This window comes from Streptomyces sp. NPDC002144 (assembly GCF_053593695.1).
The window spans coordinates 234,407-251,863 of the sequence record NZ_JBSFDB010000010.1 but is presented as its reverse complement, the minus strand read 5'-3'; the positions used below and the strand labels follow the sequence as shown (position 1 = coordinate 251,863).

At 72.3% G+C, this 17,457-nt stretch carries 20 protein-coding genes; 7 read left to right on the top strand and 13 right to left on the bottom strand.

What is annotated here, in order from left to right:
- The first annotated feature begins 157 nt into the window (after positions 1-157).
- On the top strand, positions 158-856 hold the full coding sequence (locus ACWCQ1_RS18045; RefSeq protein WP_133044473.1) for an O-methyltransferase: 699 nt from the start codon (positions 158-160) through the stop codon (positions 854-856).
- A 106-nt stretch (positions 857-962) separates the two neighbouring features.
- Here ACWCQ1_RS18045 and ACWCQ1_RS18040 read toward each other — a convergent pair whose 3' ends face one another.
- Together ACWCQ1_RS18040 and ACWCQ1_RS18035 are read right to left on the bottom strand one after the other, a co-directional pair.
- Positions 963-1,130 (bottom strand): DUF3117 domain-containing protein, encoded by a 168-nt coding sequence (locus ACWCQ1_RS18040; protein ID WP_003966491.1) that lies wholly within the window; start codon positions 1,128-1,130, stop codon positions 963-965.
- Between the two features lie 150 nt (positions 1,131-1,280).
- The gene (locus ACWCQ1_RS18035) at positions 1,281-1,445 is read right to left on the bottom strand and encodes a hypothetical protein (RefSeq protein ID WP_358594195.1); all 165 of its coding nucleotides are present in this window, start codon (positions 1,443-1,445) and stop codon (positions 1,281-1,283) included.
- A gap of 55 nt (positions 1,446-1,500) precedes the next feature.
- Between ACWCQ1_RS18035 and chcB the strand changes: the two genes are divergently transcribed.
- Positions 1,501-2,304, top strand: coding sequence for a 2-cyclohexenylcarbonyl CoA isomerase (gene chcB / locus ACWCQ1_RS18030; RefSeq protein ID WP_358594198.1), 804 nt, complete (start codon positions 1,501-1,503; stop codon positions 2,302-2,304).
- 3 nt (positions 2,305-2,307) lie between these two features.
- On the opposite strand, the gene ACWCQ1_RS18025 is transcribed toward chcB, so the two are convergent.
- Entirely contained in the window at positions 2,308-2,886 is a 579-nt protein-coding gene (locus ACWCQ1_RS18025) for a DNA-3-methyladenine glycosylase I (RefSeq protein ID WP_133044471.1), read from the bottom strand.
- Positions 2,883-3,239: a DivIVA domain-containing protein gene (locus tag ACWCQ1_RS18020; RefSeq protein ID WP_133044748.1), complete on the bottom strand. Its 357-nt coding sequence runs from the start codon at positions 3,237-3,239 to the stop codon at positions 2,883-2,885. The genes ACWCQ1_RS18025 and ACWCQ1_RS18020 overlap by 4 nt, the downstream gene beginning before the upstream one ends.
- 141 nt (positions 3,240-3,380) lie before the next feature.
- Between ACWCQ1_RS18020 and folP the strand changes: the two genes are divergently transcribed.
- A complete protein-coding gene (gene folP / locus ACWCQ1_RS18015) occupies positions 3,381-4,241 on the top strand; it encodes a dihydropteroate synthase (RefSeq protein WP_358594201.1) in 861 nt (286 codons plus the stop codon).
- A gap of 29 nt (positions 4,242-4,270) precedes the next feature.
- Here folP and ACWCQ1_RS18010 read toward each other — a convergent pair whose 3' ends face one another.
- Together ACWCQ1_RS18010 and dapE are read right to left on the bottom strand one after the other, a co-directional pair.
- A complete protein-coding gene (locus ACWCQ1_RS18010) occupies positions 4,271-5,029 on the bottom strand; it encodes an LOG family protein (RefSeq protein WP_451026869.1) in 759 nt (252 codons plus the stop codon).
- 68 nt (positions 5,030-5,097) lie between these two features.
- Positions 5,098-6,177, bottom strand: a complete 1,080-nt coding sequence (gene dapE / locus ACWCQ1_RS18005) for a succinyl-diaminopimelate desuccinylase (RefSeq protein WP_358594204.1) — start codon at positions 6,175-6,177, stop codon at positions 5,098-5,100.
- An 85-nt stretch (positions 6,178-6,262) separates the two neighbouring features.
- On the opposite strand from dapE, the gene ACWCQ1_RS18000 reads away from it, so the two are divergent.
- On the top strand, positions 6,263-7,246 hold the full coding sequence (locus tag ACWCQ1_RS18000) for a heavy metal transporter (RefSeq protein WP_358594207.1): 984 nt from the start codon (positions 6,263-6,265) through the stop codon (positions 7,244-7,246).
- Positions 7,247-7,531: 285 nt separating this feature from the next.
- The gene (locus tag ACWCQ1_RS17995) at positions 7,532-7,981 is read left to right on the top strand and encodes an ATP-binding protein (protein WP_451026868.1); all 450 of its coding nucleotides are present in this window, start codon (positions 7,532-7,534) and stop codon (positions 7,979-7,981) included.
- A 60-nt stretch (positions 7,982-8,041) separates the two neighbouring features.
- Here ACWCQ1_RS17995 and ACWCQ1_RS17990 read toward each other — a convergent pair whose 3' ends face one another.
- On the bottom strand, positions 8,042-9,136 hold the full coding sequence (locus ACWCQ1_RS17990; protein ID WP_358594213.1) for a bifunctional succinyldiaminopimelate transaminase/glutamate-prephenate aminotransferase: 1,095 nt from the start codon (positions 9,134-9,136) through the stop codon (positions 8,042-8,044).
- Between the two features lie 117 nt (positions 9,137-9,253).
- Positions 9,254-9,571, bottom strand: a complete 318-nt coding sequence (gene fdxA / locus ACWCQ1_RS17985; protein WP_004926152.1) for a ferredoxin — start codon at positions 9,569-9,571, stop codon at positions 9,254-9,256.
- Between the two features lie 140 nt (positions 9,572-9,711).
- Between fdxA and ACWCQ1_RS17980 the strand changes: the two genes are divergently transcribed.
- Positions 9,712-10,719 carry a GNAT family N-acetyltransferase gene (locus ACWCQ1_RS17980; protein ID WP_358594218.1) on the top strand — a complete coding sequence of 336 codons (1,008 nt, stop codon included), beginning with the start codon at positions 9,712-9,714 and terminating at the stop codon, positions 10,717-10,719.
- A 30-nt stretch (positions 10,720-10,749) separates the two neighbouring features.
- Positions 10,750-11,601 carry a transglutaminase family protein gene (locus ACWCQ1_RS17975; RefSeq protein ID WP_451026867.1) on the top strand — a complete coding sequence of 284 codons (852 nt, stop codon included), beginning with the start codon at positions 10,750-10,752 and terminating at the stop codon, positions 11,599-11,601.
- 3 nt (positions 11,602-11,604) lie between these two features.
- On the opposite strand, the gene ACWCQ1_RS17970 is transcribed toward ACWCQ1_RS17975, so the two are convergent.
- The 5 genes from ACWCQ1_RS17970 to ACWCQ1_RS17950 all read right to left on the bottom strand — a co-directional run bounded on the left by ACWCQ1_RS17970 (position 11,605) and on the right by ACWCQ1_RS17950 (position 17,238).
- Positions 11,605-12,219 (bottom strand): response regulator transcription factor, encoded by a 615-nt coding sequence (locus tag ACWCQ1_RS17970; RefSeq protein ID WP_133044462.1) that lies wholly within the window; start codon positions 12,217-12,219, stop codon positions 11,605-11,607.
- Positions 12,216-13,406 carry a sensor histidine kinase gene (locus ACWCQ1_RS17965; protein ID WP_133044747.1) on the bottom strand — a complete coding sequence of 397 codons (1,191 nt, stop codon included), beginning with the start codon at positions 13,404-13,406 and terminating at the stop codon, positions 12,216-12,218. The genes ACWCQ1_RS17970 and ACWCQ1_RS17965 overlap by 4 nt, the downstream gene beginning before the upstream one ends.
- Positions 13,407-13,411: 5 nt before the next feature.
- On the bottom strand, positions 13,412-14,143 hold the full coding sequence (locus ACWCQ1_RS17960; protein ID WP_451026866.1) for an ABC transporter permease: 732 nt from the start codon (positions 14,141-14,143) through the stop codon (positions 13,412-13,414).
- Positions 14,140-15,066, bottom strand: coding sequence for an ABC transporter ATP-binding protein (locus tag ACWCQ1_RS17955; RefSeq protein WP_451026865.1), 927 nt, complete (start codon positions 15,064-15,066; stop codon positions 14,140-14,142). The genes ACWCQ1_RS17960 and ACWCQ1_RS17955 overlap by 4 nt, the downstream gene beginning before the upstream one ends.
- Before the next feature lie 141 nt (positions 15,067-15,207).
- A complete protein-coding gene (locus tag ACWCQ1_RS17950; RefSeq protein WP_451026879.1) occupies positions 15,208-17,238 on the bottom strand; it encodes a hypothetical protein in 2,031 nt (676 codons plus the stop codon).
- Positions 17,239-17,457: the final 219 nt, after the last annotated feature.

The window sequence follows — 17,457 nt, the reverse complement described above, 5'->3', positions numbered from 1 at the left end:
CTCGCCCGTTAGGACCGGATAAGCGGTTTTACGAGAATTTGATGTGGGCTGCTCCGGCTCGTGCCGCCGCGTCCGCGGTTCCTCGAGCGCCCGACCGTCGTCGTGATCCAACTGTGTCCCCCCGCCGTCGTCTCCACCCCTCTAAACGCCCGGTCCCATCTGCGGGTTCCCGGGCCCAACGGATACAGTCACGCCCAGGCAACCACGGGGACAGGAGAGGGTCATTACCGGCAACCGGCAGGCAAGCTGGGCGTTCGCCGACGCCTATGCCGCCGAGGACGAAGCGCTGCGCTGGGCCCGTGACCGGGCCCGTGAGGCGGGGCTGCGCTCGGTGTCGCCCGGCACGGGCTCCGCGCTGCGGTTGCTGGCGGCCTCCGTGGACGCGAAGGCGGTGGCCGAGATCGGGACCGGCACCGGCGTCTCCGGTATCCACCTGCTGCACGGGATGCGCCCGGACGGTGTCCTGACCACCGTCGACCCCGAGCCGGAGCACCAGCAGTTCGCCCGTCAGGCCTTCCGGGCCTCCGGCTTCGCCAGCAACCGCGCCCGCTTCATCCCGGGCCGCGCCCTGGACGTGCTGCCCCGCCTCGCGGACGCCGGCTACGACCTCGTCTTCTGCGACGGCGACCGGCAGGAGGTCATGGACTACCTCGCTGAATCGTTGCGCCTGCTCCGTCCGGGGGGTCTGGTGGTCTTCGAGGGGGTCTTCGCGAACGGCCGCACGGTCGATTCGGGACCCCAGCCGACGGAGGTCCTGCGGCTGCGGGAGCTGCTGCGGGCGGTGCGGGAGAGCCAGGAGCTGCTGCCGTCACTGCTGCCGGTGGGCGACGGGCTGCTGTGCGCCGTGAAGCGCTGACCGGCCCCTGAAGGCGACGTCGCCGGGGCGGTGACGAGGCCCACACAGAGCAACCCCGGCACCACTTGGATGCCGGGGTTGTCGAAAGGGTATGGTCGCTTCCGCGTCAGCCGACGACCTTCTTGAGGGCGTCGCCGAGCGCGTCGGCCTCGTCAGGGGTCAGCTCGACGACGAGCCGACCGCCGCCTTCGAGCGGAACGCGCATGACGATGCCCCGCCCCTCCTTGGTCACCTCGAGCGGGCCATCACCCGTTCGCGGCTTCATGGCCGCCATGCTCGTTCCCCTTCCTGAAACCAGCTCATCGTCAAAGCCGACGGCCCTGGAGGGCACACGGTCCAGGCGTGGGACTTGGACACGCGACACCGGCATCGAACACATTGCTTCCAAGCCATTATCCCGCATCTCAGGACCCGATGACCAACATCAGTCGGCATCGCTTGGGCAACGCGCGCGAGCAAAACCACCCAATTCGGCGATGTGACTGCGATACTGCGCGGCCGCACGGACTTCCGCGCACCGGAAACCGCCGATAATTCTTTGACGCAGGTCACACGTCCGGTGCGGTGCGTGGACGGCGATCTCCGTCATGCTGTCCTTCGTACGAAGACGTACTGACCGGTCGTACCAACGGAGGGGACAGACCATGGCCGACACGGTGCTCTACGAGGTGACCGACGGGCTCGCGACGATCACCCTGAACCGGCCCGAGGCGATGAACGCGCTGAACATCCCGACGAAGGTCGCGCTGCGGGAGGCGGTCCAGGAGGCGGCAGGCGACGCGGCCGTACGGGCCGTGCTGCTGACGGCCGCCGGGGAGCGGGCGTTCTGCGTCGGTCAGGACCTCAAGGAGCACATCGGGCTGCTGGCGCAGGACCGGGAGACCGGCTCCGGGCACACGATGAGCACGGTGCGTGAGCACTACAACCCGATCGTGCGGGCGCTGGCCGGGATGGCGAAGCCTGTGGTGGCCGGGGTGAACGGGGTCGCGGCGGGGGCGGGATTCGGGCTGGCGCTGGTGGCCGACTACCGGATCGTGGCCGACACCGCCGCCTTCAACACGTCGTTCGCGGGCGTCGCGCTGACCGCGGACTCGGGCATGTCCTGGACGCTGCCGCGGGTCGTGGGCCCGGGCCGGGCCGCCGACCTGCTGCTCTTCCCCCGCAGCATCAAGGCCCAGGAGGCGTACGACCTGGGGATCGCCAACCGTCTCGTGCCGGCCGCCGAGCTGCACGCCGAGGCGGAGAAGGCGGCACGGGCGCTGGCCGAGGGGCCGACGGTCGCGTACGCGGCCCTCAGGGAGGCCATGGCCTACGGCCTGACGCACTCCCTCGACGAGACGCTGGACAAGGAGGACGAGCTGCAGACACGGGCCGGGTCCTCCGAGGACCACATGATCGCGGTGCAGGCGTTCGTCAACAAGGAGAAGCCGAAGTACCTGGGCCGCTGAGGATCAGCCCTCCCGCGCGACACACGTCTGAAGATGGTCGTTGACCAGGCCGCACGCCTGCATCAGGGCGTACGCCGTGGTCGGTCCCACGAAACGCAGGCCTCTCTTCTTCAGCGCCTTGGACAGGGCCGTCGACTCCGGGGTGACCGGCGGGACGTCGGACAGGGTCTTCGGCGCCGGTCCCGGCTCCGGCGCGTGGGACCAGATCAGGCTGTCCAGCTCGCCCGGGGCCCACTCCGCCAGCACCCGCGCGTTGGCGAGCGTCGCGTCGATCTTGGCCCTGTTGCGGATGATGCCCGGGTCGGTGAGGAGGCGGGCGCGGTCCGTCTCGGTGAAGGCGGCGACCTTCTCGATCCTGAAGTCGGCGAACGCGGCCCGGAAGCCGGGCCGGCGGCGCAGGATGGTGATCCAGGACAGGCCGGACTGGAAGGCCTCGAGGCTGAGGCGTTCGTAGAGCGCGTCGTCGCCGTGGACCGGGCGGCCCCACTCCTCGTCGTGGTAGGCCACGTAGTCCTCGGTGGACAGGGCCCAGGGGCAGCGCAGTGCACCATCCGGGCCGGCGATCGCGGCGCCGTCCGTCACTGGTGGCCCTCCTGTCCGTGCCCCGGCTTCTCCATGGAGACGTGGTGGGCCGCCGCCCGGGCGCCCGCCAGCGCGGACTCCAGGTCGGCGATCCGGGCGTCCCGCTCGGCCAGTTCGGCGGCGAGCCGGTTGAGGGCGTCGTCGACGTCCGCCATCCGGTAGCCGCGCGCGGCGAGCGGGAAGCGGAGCGCGTCGACGTCCGCGCGGTCGACCGGGCGGTCCGGCGGCAGGGGGTCCTGCAGGCGCTCGGGGGCCACCTCGGGCAGCGGTCCGTCGCCCTCCCCGCCGCCCACCACGGCCAGTGTCACGGCGGCGACCACGACGGCGAGAGCGACGACGAGGAACAAGAACATAACCATCGCTGTGGTCCCCATGCTCGATGTACGGAAGCTGGATGTGTCAGGGTCCGATCGTGCCATGCGACTCTGACAGTTAGGGTCACAGGCGGCCGAAAGGCCGGAACACCCAGGTCGTCCTAGGAGAGGTCACAGCGGATGCTCAGGCTGGGCAGGCGTGAGTTCGAGGCGCACGAGCCGGTCATCATGGCGATCGTGAACCGGACCCCGGACTCCTTCTACGACCAGGGGGCGACCTTCCGTGACGAGCCCGCCCTCACGCGCGTGGAGCACGCGGTGGCGGAGGGCGCGGCCATCATCGACATCGGCGGTGTGAAGGCGGGTCCCGGCGACGAGGTGAGCGCCGCGGAGGAGGCACGCCGGACCGTCGGGTTCGTGGCGGAGGTCCGCCGGCGCTTCCCGGACGTCGTGATCAGCGTGGACACCTGGCGGGCGGAGGTCGGCGAGGCCGTGTGCGAGGCGGGGGCCGATCTGCTGAACGACGCGTGGGGCGGGGTGGATCCGGGGCTCGCGGAGGTCGCCGCCCGGTACAGGGTGGGGCTGGTGTGCACCCATGCCGGGGGCGCGCAGCCGCGGACGCGTCCGCACCGGGTGTCGTACGACGACGTCATGGCCGACATCCTGCGGGTGACCCTGGGGCTGGCCGAGCGGGCCGTGGGGCTCGGGGTGCCGCGGGAGTCGGTGCTGATCGACCCCGGGCACGACTTCGGGAAGAACACGCGGCACAGCCTCGAGGCGACGCGGCGGCTGGGCGAGATGGTCGACACGGGCTGGCCGGTGCTGGTGTCGCTGTCCAACAAGGACTTCGTGGGCGAGACCTTGGACAAGCCGGTGAAGGAGCGGGTGGTGGGGACGCTGGCGACCACCGCCGTCTCCGCCTGGCTGGGGGCACAGGTGTACCGGGTGCACGAGGTGGCGGAGACGCGTCAGGTGCTCGACATGGTGGCCTCGATCGCGGGTCACCGTCCTCCGGCGGTGGCCCGGCGGGGGCTGGCGTAGGGCGCCGGCCCCCGGTCACGCGCGGACGGTCAGCGGCCCGCTTCCTTAGACACCAGGGCCACCGCTTCCTCGACCTCGTCCGTCACGTGGAAGAGCAGCAGGTCGCTCTCCGCCGCCTTGCCCTGGGCGACCAGGGTGTTCTTGAGCCAGTCGACCAGGCCGCCCCAGTACTCGGTGCCGAAGAGGACGATCGGGAACCGGGTGACCTTCTGGGTCTGGACGAGGGTGAGGGCCTCGAAGAGTTCGTCCAGGGTGCCGAGTCCGCCCGGGAGGACGACGAAACCCTGCGCGTACTTGACGAACATCATCTTCCGCACGAAGAAGTAGCGGAAGTTGAGGCCGATGTCGACGTACGGGTTGAGGCCCTGCTCGAAGGGCAGCTCGATGCCGAGGCCGACCGAGATGCCGCCCGCCTCGCACGCGCCCTTGTTGGCCGCCTCCATGGCGCCGGGACCGCCGCCCGTGATGACCGCCCACCCGGCGTCGACCAGCGCGCTGCCCAGCCGTACACCGGCCTCGTACTCCGGGGAGTCGACGAGGGTGCGGGCCGAGCCGAAGACGCTGATGGCGGGCGGGAGTTCGGCGAGCGTGCCGAAGCCCTCGATGAACTCCGACTGGATGCGCAGCACGCGCCACGGGTCCGTGTGGACCCAGTCCGAGGGGCCGCCCGCGTCCAGCAGCCGCTGGTCCGTGGTGCTCGCCGTCACCTGTCCCCGCCGTCGGAGGACCGGTCCCAGGCGCTGCTCGTCCGGCGGCACCTTCTTGCCCTCGGGGTTCCCGGTAGCCATGTGCGCTCCCTCCGCTTGCAGGTGTTTCCACCTCAGCGTAGATCTACGCGGGTTACGGACGGGGGACCTCAGCGTGTCAGCCAGGCGCGCAGCCGCTCCTCACCCGCGAGGATCTTCGCCGTTTCGACCCGTTCGTCACGCTTGTGCGCCAAGTGCGGGTTGCCGGGGCCGTAGTTGACCGCGGGGATGCCGAGGGCGGAGAAACGGGAGACGTCGGTCCAGCCGTACTTGGGCTGCGGGGTGCCGCCCACTGCCTCGATGAAGGCCGCCGCGGCCGGGTGGGACAGGCCGGGCAGCGCGCCGCCGCTGTGGTCGTCGACCACGAACTCCTCGACCCCGCAGTCCGCGAACACCTCGCGGACGTGGGCGATCGCCTCCTCCTCGGTGCGGTCCGGCGCGTACCGGAAGTTGACCGTGACCACGCACTCGTCGGGGATGACGTTGCCGGCCACCCCGCCCGAGATCCCCACCGCGTTCAGGCCCTCCCGGTACTCCAGGCCGTCGATCACCGGGTAGCGGGGCTCGTAGGAGGCCAGCCGGGCCAGGATCGGGGCGGCCGCGTGGATCGCGTTGGAGCCCATCCAGCCGCGCGCGGAGTGCGCGCGCTCGCCCCTGGTCCTCAGCAGTACCCGCAGGGTGCCCTGGCAGCCGCCCTCGACCTGTCCGTCCGACGGCTCCAGCAGCACCGCGAAGTCGCCCTCGAGCCATTCCGGGCGGGCCTCGGAGACGTGCTTGAGGCCGTTGCGCTCGGCCTCGACCTCTTCGTTGTCGTAGAAGATGAAGGTCAGGTCCCGGTTGGGTTCGGGGACGGTGGCCGCGATGCGCAGCTGGACCGCCACCCCGGACTTCATGTCGCAGGTGCCGCAGCCCCACAGGACGCCGTCGTCGTCCAGCCGTGAGGGGACGTTGTCGGCGATCGGGACGGTGTCGATGTGCCCGGCGAGGACGACACGCTCCGGACGGCCGAGGTTCGTCCGTGCGACCACGTTGTTGCCGTACCGGTCGACCGTCAGGTGCCCGAGCGTGCGCAGGGCGGCCTCGATCGCGTCCGCGAGGGGCTCCTCGGTGCCGCTCTCGGAGGGGAAGTCGACGAGCCGCGCGGTGAGCTCGGCCGCGTTCAGGGTGAGGTCAATCGAGGTGTCGGCCATGCCCCAGACCCTATCCCGCCAGCGCCTTCATCAGTTGTCCACACCCGCGGCAGGAGTCACAGCGGCCTCCGCTACCTTGTACGGCGTGCCAGAGCCGTCTCCCACCCTCAAGCGCCGCGGCCGTCTCCTTCGCATCGGGTCGGCCCTCGTGGTCCTGCTCGCCGTCGCGGGTTATCTCGTGGTGCAGTACGTCACCGGAGGACACGGCCCCGGCTGCAAGGTGGTCTCGGGCAGGAACGACGGCGAGGCGTACGAGTTCACGCCCGAGCAGGCGGTGAACGCGGCGACGATCGCCGCCGTCGGCACCGGGCGCGGGATGTCCGAGCGGGCCGTGACGATCGCGCTGGCGACCTCGCTGCAGGAGTCGGGGCTGCGCAACATCCAGCACGGCGACCGGGACTCCCTCGGCCTCTTCCAGCAGCGGCCCTCGCAGGGCTGGGGCAAGCCGCGGCAGATCCTGGACCCGACGTACGCGGCGGGCGTCTTCTACGAGCACCTGGCCAAGGTGCCCGACTACCAGAAGCTCCCGCTCACCGTGGCCGCGCAGCGCGTGCAGCGCAGCGGCTTCCCGGAGGCCTACGCCAAGCACGAGCCGGACGCCGAACTGCTGGCCGCAGCCCTCACCGGGCACGCGCCGGGCACCCTGACCTGCCAGGGCCGCCCGGACACCACCACCGTGCAGGCCGCCGGGCCCGACGCCGTACGGGCCGCTCTCGTACGGGACTTCGGGCGGGACGTGCTGCAGCCGGCCGGGGCCGAGGTGAGCCGGAAGAAGCACGCCTCCACGCCCTCGCCGACGCCGACGTCCGCCTCGGCTTCGGGCACGCGCACGGTGACGGTTCCCGTGGCCGCCGGCAAGAGCCCCGCGAAGGGGCGGACCGCCGGCCAGCGCGGGTGGCAGGTGGCGCACTGGGCCGTGGCCAACGCGACCGCGCTGCACATCGAGCGGGTCTCGTTCGGCGGGCGGGAGTGGACCGCCGGGAACACCGACAGCCGCTGGCGCACGGCCGGTTCGCAGGAGGCCGGCGGAGCCGCCAAGGCCGCGGTGCGGATCGTGACCGCGCAGTAGTACGGGTCTTCACTCGCGCGGGTCACTCGGGCCGCCCTGGTTCCGTGGTGTGCGCAGGTTTTCGCGCCGTCACTCCTGGATCCGTCACACCCCTTGGGGACAAAGGGCTGTAAGGGTTCGGCAGACTTTCGGACCGGGCGCCGTTTGCCCTTTTTTGTGCGCAGCCGATTATGCGACGCATTGCCAACTCTTTACGTTCGGCCTCCGCAACCTTCGCGGGTTTCGAGCGGTAGTCACTGCGTCCGAGCCCGGACGATCAACATCCAGTCGATCAACAGGAGCATCATGTCCCTCCCTCTGACCCGCCGGATCGCCCGTGCCGCGCTGCTCACCGCAGCGGGAGTGGCTGCCGGGGTCGGTGCGGCCGGCTCCGCGAGCGCGGCCACCGGACTGCCCGCGACGCCCAACCTCGGCGGGCTGACCGCCCTGGACGGGGGGCACGCCGGCAACACCGTCGACGCCGCGACGCAGAACGTCACCAAGGTCGCGGGCAGCGCCGGTGGCAAGACGGTGGAGAAGGCGCTGCCGACCGCCGGGAAGACCAGCGGCCAGGCCGTGAAGAAGGCGACGCCCGTGGCCCAGAAGACCGCGGCGGACGCGGCGGGCTCGGCCGGCGGGGTCCTCGGTGACACCGCGAAGACGGCGACGAAGGGCGGGCTGCCGACGGATTCGCTGACCAAGGGCGGCCTGCCGACGGGCAAGACCCTGCCGGTGAAGGGGCTGCCGGTCGGCTGACGCAGCGGTTCATCGGTGAAGGGGCTCGGGACTCGGTCCCGGGCCCCTTCTCGCGCGTCCTCAGGCCAGCCGTTCGGTCGCCGCCCGAACCCGTTCGTCCGTCGCCGTCAGTGCCACACGTACGAACCTCTCGCCCGCCGGGCCGTAGAAGTCGCCCGGGGCCACCAGGATGCCCAGGTCGGCGAGGTGGGACACCGTCTGCCAGCAGGACTCGTCCCGGGTCGCCCACAGGTAGAGGCTCGCCTCGCTGTGCTCGATGCGGAAGCCGTGGTTCAGCAGGGCCCCGCGGAGCGCCTCGCGGCGGGAGGCGTAGCGCTCCCGCTGCTCCTGGACGTGGGTGTCGTCGGCGAGGGCCGCCACCACCGCCGCCTGCGTGGGCGCCGACGTCATCATGCCGCCGTGCTTGCGGATCTCCAGCAGGGGCGCGAGGACCGCCGGGTCGCCGGCCAGGAAGGCGGCGCGGTAACCGGCCAGGTTGGAGCGCTTGGAGAGCGAGTGCACGGAGACGATGCCCTCGTACGAGCCGCCGTTCACCTCGGGGTGCAGGACCGAGACCGGGTCCGCCTCCCAGCCCAGCTCGATGTAGCACTCGTCGGAGAAGACCAGGACGCCGTGCTCGCGGGCCCAGGCGACGACGCGCGTCAGTTCGGCCTGCGAGAGGACCTTGCCGGTGGGGTTGGAGGGCGAGTTGAGCCAGAGCAGCTTCAGGCCCTCGGGGTCCAGCTCCGTGGGGTCGTCGTACGCCTCGTACTCCGCGCGGGCCAGCCGGGCGCCCACCTCGTACGTGGGGTAGGCCAGGCGCGGGTAGGCGACCCGGTCGCCGGGGCCGAGGCCCAACTGGGTCGGGAGCCAGGCGACGAGCTCCTTGGAGCCGACGATCGGCAGGACGTGGCGGTGGGTGACCTCGCGGGCGCCCAGCCGGCGCTCCAGCCACCCGGTGATCGCGTCCCGCAGCGCCGGGGTGCCCCAGACCGTCGGGTAGCCCGGGGAGTCCGCCGCGTCGATCAGCGCCTTCTGGATGAGGTCGGGGACCGGGTCGACCGGCGTGCCGACGGAGAGGTCGACGATGCCGTCCGGATGCGCGGCGGCCTTCTTCTTGTAGGGCTCCAGCTTGTCCCAGGGGAAGGTGGGCAGGCGGTCGGAGACTGCGGACACGGTCTGACGCTCACTTTCGGGTCGTACGGCGAACGCCTCGGTCCCGTGCGGCGATCAGAGGTGATCAGGCCGTACGGGACCGAGGCGGCAGAGAACGCTGCGGGGCTCGCCGCCCTGTCAGGCCTGCGGCGGGAGCGCGGCGATGAAGGGGTGGTCCCGCTCGATCAGCCCCAGCTTGCTCGCGCCGCCCGGGGAGCCGAGCTCGTCGAAGAACTCGACGTTCGCCTTGTAGTAGTCCTTCCACTCCTCCGGAGTGTCGTCCTCGTAGAAGATCGCCTCGACCGGGCAGACCGGCTCACAGGCACCGCAGTCGACGCATTCGTCCGGGTGGATGTACAAGGACCGCTGGCCCTCGTAGATGCAGTCGACCGGGCACTCCTCGATGCACGCCTTGTCCTTGACGTCGACACAAGGCTGCGCAATGACGTAGGTCACGCTGTCGTTCCTCCTCGATAGGGCGCTGGCGGGCCTCCTCAGGCTCCGCCGCCTGGCGCGCGGGAGCGCGGCGTCGTCGATGCCCGCCCCTAGTATCTCCGTTCCTGGGCATGATCCGAACAGGAGGGGTGAACCGACCTGTGGAAATCTCTGCGTCCGGCCGACTCGAGGTCCGGATCACCCCTGCTGACGTGGGTAAACGAGTCTCCGTACGACGCCTGGGCGATCCTGGAGCGGCGCACGAGAAGTTCACCGACACGGTGGGTGTTCTCACATCATGGGACGACGGTGTGCTGCTGATCACACGCAAGAGTGGCGAGAGCGTCCGTATCCCGGAATCCGCCCTGGTGGCGGGGAAGGTCGTCCCCGCCGCGCCGGCCCGTCGGCGGGGGCCCGCCGCCTCGTTCGAGGAGCTCGCGCACGTGGCCTCGCGCGCGTGGCGGCCGGTGGAGAGCGAGCGGCTCGGCGACTGGGAGCTGCGGGCGGCGGCCGGGTTCACCCGGCGCGCCAACTCGGTGCTGGCGCTCGGCGACCCCGGGCTGCCGCTCGACGAGGCGCTGGGCGTCGTACGACGGTGGTACGGCGACCGTGGGCTGCCGGCGTACGTCCAGGCCGCGACCGGGGCCGAGGGCACGCAGGAGCTGCTCTGCGCGGAGCTGGAGCGGCGCGGCTGGGTGCGTGAGGTGACGGCCGAGGTCTGGGTCGGGGCGCTGGCCCCGGTCGCGGACCTGGCCGAGGGTGCCGGGGTGGTGCTGTCCCGGGAGGCCGACGAGGCGTGGCTCGCGCGCTACCAGCGCAAGGGGGTGAGCGAGGTGGCGCTCAACGTGCTCGGCAGCGGGCCCTCGGTGTGGTTCGCGACGGTTCCCGGGGCGGAGGCACCGGCCGCGATCGGACGGTGCGTCGTGGACGGCCGGTGGGCCTCCTTCGCGGCCGTCGAGGTGGACCCCGAGATGCGGCGGCGGGGGCTGGCGACGACCGTGATGGCCGCGCTGGCCCGGCGGGCGCTGGACGAGGGCGCCTCGGCCGCGTGGCTGCAGGTCGAGACGGACAACGCGGGGGCGCGGGCGCTGTACGCCGGGATGGGTTTCGCCGCGCACCACACGTACCACCACTACCGGGAGCCGGAGTCTTCCGGCGGCGGCCGGTAACCGATCGCCGTGAGAGGGCACGAGCCAGCTATGCGATCCCCGAATCCCCCCTCCCCCGAACGCTCCGCCGAGCTGCGGCGGCGCTTCGCCGAGGAGGCGCGCTCCGAGCGGCCCGACCTGTCGACGCTGTGCCTGCTGGTGGGCGCGGAGGCGGACGGGGCGCTGGACGAGGCCGGCATCGACGCGGCACAGATGGAGCTGGACCGGCTGGCCGGGCAGGTGCCGTTCCGTCCGGGCGGCCCGGTCTCCTGGGCCACCGCGCTGCACCATCTGCTGGGCGCCCGGGAGGGCTTCCACGGTTCCCCCGCCGACTACCAGCGGCTGGAGTCGTCCCTGCTGCACGAGGTGCTGCTGCGGCGGCGCGGGCTGCCGATCCTGCTGTCGGTGGTGTGGATGGAGGTCGCGCGACGGGCCGGGGCGCCGGTGTACGGGGTCGCGCTGCCCGGGCACTTCGTCGTCGGGTTCGGCCCGCAGGAGCAGCAGGTGCTCGCGGATCCCTTCGACGGGGGGCGGGTGCTCAGCGGGGGCGATGCGGAGCTGCTGGTCGCCGGGGCGACGGGGGCCGCCCTGCATCCGTCGATGCTGACGCCGGCCGATCCGCTGGACGTCATGCTGCGGATCCTGAACAACATCCGCGCGTGGTCCGCCGCCCGGCCCGAGCGGTCGGACGTGGCGCTGTGGGCGGTGGAGCTGTCCCTGCTGCTGCCCTCGCACCCGGCGCGGCTGCGCTACGAGCACGCCCAACTGCTCGTCCAGCGCGGCGACTTCCTCACCGGCGCCACCGAACTGGAGGCCTATGCCGAGGTGGTCGCGGCGGTGGACGAACCGGCCGCCGAGCGGGTCCGCCAACAGGCGCACACCGCGCGGGCGATGCTCAACTGAGCCTCACAGCCAGCCCTTCTCCCGCGCTGTCCGCACCGCCTCCGCCCGGTTGCGGACCGCCAGTTTCTGGATCGCCGTCGAGAGGTAGTTGCGGACCGTGCCCTGGGACAGGTGCAGGGCCGCCGCCAGCTCCGCGTTGGTGGAGCCGTCCGCCGCCGCGCGCAGGACCTCCCGTTCCCGGTCGGTCAGCGGGTTGGCGCCCTCCGCCAGCGCCGCCGCCGCGAGCGTGGGGTCGATCACGCGTTCGCCGGCCAGCACCTTCCGCACCGCGGCGGCGAGCTGGGCCGCCGGGGCGTCCTTGACGAGGAAGGCATCGGCGCCGGCCTCCATGGCGCTGCGGAGGTAGCCGGGGCGGCCGAAGGTGGTGAGCACGACCAGCTTCACGGCGGGCAGGGCCCCGTGGACCTGGGCCGCCGCCTCGATGCCCGTGCAGCCCGGCATCTCGATGTCGAGCAGGGCCACGTCCACGCCGTGTTCCCGGACGGCCGCCAACACCTCGTCCCCGCGCGCCACTTGAGCGACGACCTCGATGTCGTCCTCGAGACCGAGAAGCGCTGCCAACGCCTCGCGGACCATCGACTGGTCCTCGGCGAGCAGCACCTTGATCGTAGGGCTCATGCCCCGGATCCTACGGTGGACCGGGCGCCCACCGGGACGCGGGCGACCAGTCGGAAGCCCTTCTTGACGCGTCCCGCCTCCAGGGTGCCGCCGGCCTTCTCCAGGCGTTCGGTCAGGCCCGTCAGCCCGTTGCCGGGGGCCTTGCCCGAGCCGCCCGAGCCGTCGTCCTCGACGGACAGTTCGAGGACCGCTCCGTCCAGGGTCTGGCGGCGCAGCAGCTCCACCGTGCAGCGTCCGGCGCCGCTGTGCCGTACGACGTTGGTGACCGCCTCGCGCAGCGCCCAGGCGAGGGCGGACTCGCTCTCCTCGGGGACGTCCCGGAGGTCGGGTTCGGCGGGCACCTCGGCGATGACACCGGCCGCCTTCAAGGCGACCTGCGCGCCCGCCAGTTCGTCGGGCAGGCGGGTGCGGCGGTAGCCGGAGACGGCCGCCCGGACGTCGACGAGGGCCTGCCGGCTGACCTGCTCGATGTCGGCGACCTGCTGGGCCGCCTTGTCCGGGTGGTCGGGGAGCATACGGCCGGCGAGCTCGCTCTTCAGTGTGATCAGGGAGAGCGAGTGGCCGAGGAGGTCGTGCAGGTCGCGGGCGAGACGCAGCCGCTCCTCGTTGGCGGCCAGTTGGGCCACCGTGGCGCGTGCCTTGCGCAACTCGACCGTCGTGCGCACCAGTTGCTTCACGCCCGTCATCGCGTATCCCAGGAGCACGACCACCAGCAGCAGGCTCCAGTCGTGGACACCACTGCGCAGGCCGACGAGGAGCATCGCGGCCCCGTTCAGCGGGATCGCCCAGTACGCGACCCGGATGGGAAGGGCCGCGCCGCAGGTGACGGAAACGTACACGAACAAGCCGATCCAGTCGCCGCCGAGGGTCAGGCACAGGACGACGGCGAGCGCACCGAGCGCACCGACGAGCCACGCGACGACGGGCCCGCGAAACGGTCGGCCCATGTTACGGAAGACGAGCGTCACATAGGTCCCGACGAATGCCGCGAGGCCCGCCCAGCCGGCCACGGTCGCACCGGGCGTGTGGTGACCGGCGGCCAGGTCCTGCACCGGGGCGCCGAGGAAGATCAGCCACGGGGCGATCCACAGCGCCTTGCGCATCGCCTCACTCATGGTGCGGGGCGGCTGACCTATGCGCGTCAGCTGTTCCGGCCGGGCGTCCGGCGGCAGCATGTCGTCCGTCATGGCGCTCACGCCTTCAGCGTGTCCTTCCGGTACAGCCAGGCCGCGCCGCCCGCGAAGAGCAGGAAGAAGGCGACGAGGATGGCGATGTCCTGGGTGTGGGGGGCCTGGCTCTGCTCGATGGCCCGTCCCAGGGCAGCGTACGCGTGCGTGGGCAGCCATTTGGCGATGTCCTGCAGCCAGGTGGGGAAGGTCGAGGACGGCATCCACAGGCCGCCCAGGATCGACAGACCGAAGTAGACGATCATCGCGATCGGGCGGACCGCGTCCCCGGAGGCGAGGTAGCCGATGGCGACGCCGAGCGCGGCGAAGACCAGGCTGCCGGCCCAGATCGCGCCGGTGAGGGCGAACCACTGCCAGGTCTCGAGCCGTACGTCCTTCACCGCGGCGGCGACCAGGAAGACCATCACGATGGACGGCAGGCTCACCACGGCCGCACTGGCGGTCTTGGCGAGGACGTAGCCGCGCCCGGGCAGCGAGGTCAGCCGCAGCTGCCGTACCCAGCCGCCCTCCCGTTCCTTGGCGATGCGCTCGCTGTTGCCCATCAGGACGGCGGTCAGGGCGCCGAAGGAGGCCATGGAGACCATGACGTACTTCGCGACGCTCAGGCCGGTGCCGTCGACGGTGCCCGTCTGGTTGGAGACCAGCAGGAAGATCACCGAGGGGTAGATCACCGAGAAGAACAGGAACCTGCGGTTGCGCAGGGCGCGGGTGAGTTCCAGCTTGATCAGGCTGTTCATGACTGCTTGGCCTCCTCGGCCTCCGTGATGGCGACGAAGGCCTGCTCGAGCCCGAGCCCGGCGACTTCGAGGTTGCGGGGGTAGACGCCGAGCCCGTAGAGGGCGTGCACGGTCGCGTCGGCGTCGGTGGACTGGATGCGGACGGTCTGGCCGCTTATGTCTATGGAGGTGAGGAAGGGCAGGGCCCGCAGGGGCGCCTCGTCGATCTCGCCCTCCAGGTCGAAGGCCACCCGCCGGGCTCCCGCCTTCGCCTTGATCTCGGCGGCCGTGCCGACGGCCAGCAGCCGTCCCCGGTGCAGGACCAGCACGCGGTCGGCGATCGCGTCGGCCTCCTCCAGGTAGTGGGTCGCGAACAGCACGGTCCGCCCCTGGTCGGCCTGCTCGCGCATGGTGGCCCAGAAGGCCTGGCGGGCGGAGACGTCCATGCCGGTGGTGGGCTCGTCGAGGACGATCAGATCGCTGTCGCCGGCCGTGGCCAGGGCGAAGCGGACGCGCTGGGACTGGCCGCCGGAGAGCTTGTTGACCTTGCGGTCGGCGATCTGCGCGATACCGGCGCGGGCGAGGACGTCGCTCACCTTGCAGGGCCTGGGGTGCAGATCGCAGGCGAGCTTCACCAGCTCGGCGACCGTCACCTCGTCCATCAGCCCGCCGCTCTGCAGCATCGCGCCGACGCGCCCGGCGACGATGGCCTGGCGGGGCGTGGTGCCGAAGACCTGGACCGTGCCGCCGTCGGGGTTCCTGAGGCCCAGCAGCAGGTCGAGGGTGGTGGACTTGCCGGCGCCGTTGGGGCCCAGCAGGGCCACCGTCTCCCCCGGGTGCAGCGCGAGCGTCAGCCCGTCGACGGCCCGTACGTTCCCGTAGACCTTGCTCACCTGGTCGAACCCGACCACCGGGGTGCCGGTGGCCGTCGCTGTCGTCGTCATGCGAACCATCGTGGCCGCCGGGCCCCGCTTCCCGGCAGTGTCGGCGGTCCTGGCTGCCGGATGACAGATGTCATACGGCGAAGGGGGGCGCCCGGCGCGTGCCGGTCGCCCCCCTCTCGGGCCTGATCCTCGGGCCTGGCGTCAGCTCGGGTTGGTCTGGATGATCCCGACGCGGTTGGTCTTGCTCAGCAGGGCCTGGCGCAGGGCCACGTAGACGTCCTGCGGGGTGACGGCCGTCTTCTGTCCGGTGCCCCGGGTGATCAGGACGCCGTCGAAGGTCTGGCCGTACAGCTCCTTGAGGGCGTTCAGGTCGGGGCTGTCGACGAGCTTGCCGCCCACCGCCTTGACCCTGAGGAACTTCCACAGGGAGTTCTGCGGGCTGAACTCGATCTGCTTGCCCGTGTCGGTCTTCACGGTGACGTTGGCCGACATCGCGGGCTGCGCGAAGGCCTTCATCTCCCGGTCGACCTCGGCGTTCGAGACCGTGGGCTGCTGGCCGGTGGTGACGACCGCGACCGGAGCCGTCGTGCCGGTCTCGACCTGGGAGCGGTACGCCTCCTCGACCGCCTGGGCCGACTTGGCGGCGTCGATGCCCTTGCCGCCCTTGCCGTAGACGGCGACGGCCTTGCCGGACTTGAACTCGATCGTGCCGTCGGTCACCGAGCCCGAGCCGGAACCGCCGCCGACGGCGCTCTTCAGGGCCGCCGCCAGCTTCTCCTCGTCGACGGGCATGACCGGGTCGATGACGCGGTGCTGTCCGAACAGGGAGCCGACGACGGAGACCGGGTTGTAGTCGCTCGTCGCCGCCTTGGCGACCGTGGCCTGTTCGTCGAACTGGAGGCCGGCCTGGTCCGGCGTCAGCGGGACGGTCTTGCCGCCGACCGACAGCTTCAGCGGCTTGTTCACCCGGCTGCCGAAGGCCGCGTCCAGCTTCTTGACCGCGTCGTCGCGGGTGCCGCCGCCGATGTCGACGCCGAGCACGGTGGTGCCCTTGGGCACGTCGGAGTGGTTCATCAGCAGCCCGGCGCCGTAGACCCCGACGCCGGCGACGACCAGGACACCGGCGAGCAGCACCAGCTTGCTGCGGCCCTTCTTTTTCTTCTTGGGCGCGGCGGCCGCCGGCACGTTCTGCGCGACCGGCTCGGGCAGCTTGGGGGGCGTGTGGGGCAGCGGGCCGTCGGTGGAGCCGCCCGGGCCGAACGGCGACTTGGCGCCGGGGGGCACGACCGGGATGCCGCTGGTGACGGTGTGCCCGGAGACGTTGTCGGGCGTCGGGTAGCCCGGCGTGCCGGGCTCGGGGGCCGGCTTCTGCGGGGTCAGGATCGCCGTGTCGTCACTGAGGCCACCGCCGGGGCCGAGGCCGGTGCCAGCGGTGCCGGGGGCACCGGGAGCCATGCCGAGACCGGCGGGAGCGCCGCCGCGTGCGGTGCGGGGGGCGCCGGGGCCGCCGGGAACCTGGCCCGGGCCTCCGGGACCGAAGGACTCGCCGCCGGGCAGTGCGCCGGGGCCGCCGGGGCCGAGCGGCGGGACCAGCGGGCCGTCGCCGGTGACGGGGCCGCCGGTCGGGCCGGCGGGGCCCTGCGAGCCACCTTGTCCTCTTTGTCCGCCACGGCCGTTCGGCCCGTTGAAGCCGCTCGTGCCGCCGGGGCCGGCGAAGTTGTCGGCGGCGGGGCCACCGGGACCGGCGAAGGGGTCGCCACCGGGGCCGCCGAAGCCGTTGTCCTGGGCGGGGCCCGCGAAGCCGTTCTGGGTGCCGGAGCCGCCGTAGCCGTTCTGGCCGTTCAGGCCGTCCTGGCCGCCGTAGCCGGGCTGGCCGCCGAGGCCGTCCTGGCCGGCGAAACCGCCCTGGCCGTTCTGGCCGCCCGCGCCACCGAAACCGCCGTTCTGGCCACTCGGGTCGGCGAAGCCGTTCTGGTCGGGGTGGCCGTTGTGCTGGGCGGGGTCGTTGTCCGAGAAGTACGGCAGCTCGTCGCGGCGCGGCTCGCCGCCGGCGCGCGTGCCGCCGTTGCCCAGCGGGCCCGCCGCCAGGGCCTCGGTGACGTCGAAGGAGCCGGTGCCGCCGCCGTGGCCGGGAGCCACCGGACCGCCGGTCGCGCCGGGGAGCCCCGCGCCGTTCGTACCGCCGGGCCTGCCGTTCGCGCCGCCCGCCCGGGAGCCGCCGGGCACGCTCATCGAGCCGACCACGCCACCGGGACGCGCCCCACCGGACGCACCCGCGCCCGGACGCGCACCGCCCGAGGAGGCGCCCGGAGCGCCCGCTCCCGGCGTTCCCGCGGCCGAACCGCCCGGCAGACCGGCGCCGTTGGTGGCCCCGCTCCCCGGACCTCCCTTGGCCGGGCCGGACTTGCGGGGCGCGAACCAGTCGCTCGTCTTGTCCTCGGCCGACTGCGC

Coding starts and splice junctions, on each gene's coding strand:
- ACWCQ1_RS17950 (WP_451026879.1), bottom strand. CDS start 17,238: ATGAGCGTGCCCGGCGGCTCCCGGGCGGGCGGCGCGAACGGCAGGCCC.
- folP (WP_358594201.1), top strand. CDS start 3,381: ATGCTCAGGCTGGGCAGGCGTGAGTTCGAGGCGCACGAGCCGGTCATC.
- ACWCQ1_RS17960 (WP_451026866.1), bottom strand. CDS start 14,143: ATGAACAGCCTGATCAAGCTGGAACTCACCCGCGCCCTGCGCAACCGC.
- ACWCQ1_RS17995 (WP_451026868.1), top strand. CDS start 7,532: ATGTCCCTCCCTCTGACCCGCCGGATCGCCCGTGCCGCGCTGCTCACC.
- ACWCQ1_RS17965 (WP_133044747.1), bottom strand. CDS start 13,406: ATGACGGACGACATGCTGCCGCCGGACGCCCGGCCGGAACAGCTGACG.
- dapE (WP_358594204.1), bottom strand. CDS start 6,177: ATGGCCGACACCTCGATTGACCTCACCCTGAACGCGGCCGAGCTCACC.
- ACWCQ1_RS18010 (WP_451026869.1), bottom strand. CDS start 5,029: ATGGCTACCGGGAACCCCGAGGGCAAGAAGGTGCCGCCGGACGAGCAG.
- ACWCQ1_RS17955 (WP_451026865.1), bottom strand. CDS start 15,066: ATGACGACGACAGCGACGGCCACCGGCACCCCGGTGGTCGGGTTCGAC.
- ACWCQ1_RS18020 (WP_133044748.1), bottom strand. CDS start 3,239: ATGTTCTTGTTCCTCGTCGTCGCTCTCGCCGTCGTGGTCGCCGCCGTG.
- ACWCQ1_RS18035 (WP_358594195.1), bottom strand. CDS start 1,445: ATGACGGAGATCGCCGTCCACGCACCGCACCGGACGTGTGACCTGCGT.
- chcB (WP_358594198.1), top strand. CDS start 1,501: ATGGCCGACACGGTGCTCTACGAGGTGACCGACGGGCTCGCGACGATC.
- ACWCQ1_RS18040 (WP_003966491.1), bottom strand. CDS start 1,130: ATGGCGGCCATGAAGCCGCGAACGGGTGATGGCCCGCTCGAGGTGACC.
- ACWCQ1_RS17970 (WP_133044462.1), bottom strand. CDS start 12,219: ATGAGCCCTACGATCAAGGTGCTGCTCGCCGAGGACCAGTCGATGGTC.
- ACWCQ1_RS17975 (WP_451026867.1), top strand. CDS start 10,750: ATGCGATCCCCGAATCCCCCCTCCCCCGAACGCTCCGCCGAGCTGCGG.